Origin of the sequence: Haladaptatus cibarius D43 (assembly GCF_000710615.1) — an archaeon.
GTDB classification, from domain to species: Archaea; Halobacteriota; Halobacteria; order Halobacteriales; family Haladaptataceae; genus Haladaptatus; species Haladaptatus cibarius.
On record NZ_JDTH01000004.1, the window covers coordinates 1 to 1412 of the forward strand.

Consider the following 1412-nt stretch of genomic DNA (forward strand, 5'->3'; position numbering starts at 1 on the left):
TTAGGAGGTGATCCAGCCGCAGATTCCCCTACGGCTACCTTGTTACGACTTAAGCCCCCTTGCGAAGCCCAGATTCGACCATCGCCTGATGGCCTCATCCGGACCTCACTCGGGTGCTTTGACGGGCGGTGTGTGCAAGGAGCAGGGACGTATTCACCGCGCTCTGCTGAAGCGCGATTACTACCGAATCCAGCTTCATGAGGGCGAGTTTCAGCCCTCAATCCGAACTACGACCAAGTTTCGGAGATTACCGTCCCCTCTCGGGGTTGGAACCCATTGTCTTGGCCATTGTAGCCCGCGTGTAGCCCAGCACATTCGGGGCATGCTGACCTACCGTTGCCCGTTCCTTCCTCCGCTTTAGCAGCGGCAGTCTCCGTAATGTACCCAGCCACCACAAGGGTGCTGCTGGCAATTACGGACGCGGATCTCGCTCGTTGCCTGACTTAACAGGATGCCTCACGGTACGAGCTGACGGCGGCCATGCACCTCCTCTCAAAAGCTCTAGTAAGCTCATCAAACTGACCGTCACAGCTATTGTCGGTGCTGGTGAGATGTCCGGCGTTGAGTCCAATTAAACCGCAGGCTCCTCCGGTTGTAGTGCTCCCCCGCCAATTCCTTTAAGTTTCATCCTTGCAGACGTACTTCCCAGGCGGCTCGCTTACGTCTTCACTGTGGCACAGCACAGGCTCGTAGCCTGTGCCACACCTAGCGAGCATCGTTTACAGCTAGGACTACCCGGGTATCTAATCCGGTTCGTGACCCTAGCTTTCGTCCCTCACCGTCGGGTCCGTCCTCCCAAGGTGCTTTCGCGATCGGTGGTCCGTCTAGGATTACAGGATTTCACTCCTACCCCAGACGTACCCCTTGGGTCTTCCGGCCCCAAGCCAGCTGGTTTCCGCCGGACGCCTGCTCGTTGAGCGAGCAGATTTCCCGACGGACCTGTCTGGCAGGCTACGGACGCTTTAGGCCCAATAAAATTGGCCATCACTCGAGCTGCCGGTATTACCGCGGCGGCTGGCACCGGTCTTGCCCAGCTCTTATTCGTGTACCACCTTACGATACACAAAAGCGAGGACTATATGCCCTCGCACTTGGAGTTCCCTTATCGCACTGTCGTGCAGTGTAAAGTTTTCGCGCCTGCTGCGCCCCGTAGGGCCTGGATTCTTGTCTCAGAATCCATCTCCGGGCTCTTGCTCTCACAACCCGTACCGATTATCGGCACGGTGGGCCGTTACCCCACCGTCTACCTAATCGGCCGCAATCACATCCTATAGCGCCGGAGCGTTTCCGGCTCCCCGTATTCAAACGTAGGAGCGTTATCCAGTATTAGCCTCAGTTTCCCGAGGTTATGCTGGTCTATAGGGTAGTTTGATCACGTGTTACTGAGCTTTCCGCTACGAATCTAAGTTCGT

1 rRNA gene is annotated in these 1412 nt (G+C 56.7%); it reads right to left on the reverse strand.

From position 1 onward, the window contains the following. Window positions 1-2: 2 nt before the first annotated feature. Window positions 3-1412: ribosomal RNA gene (locus tag HL45_RS15335) — 16S ribosomal RNA — on the reverse strand; the annotation flags it as partial.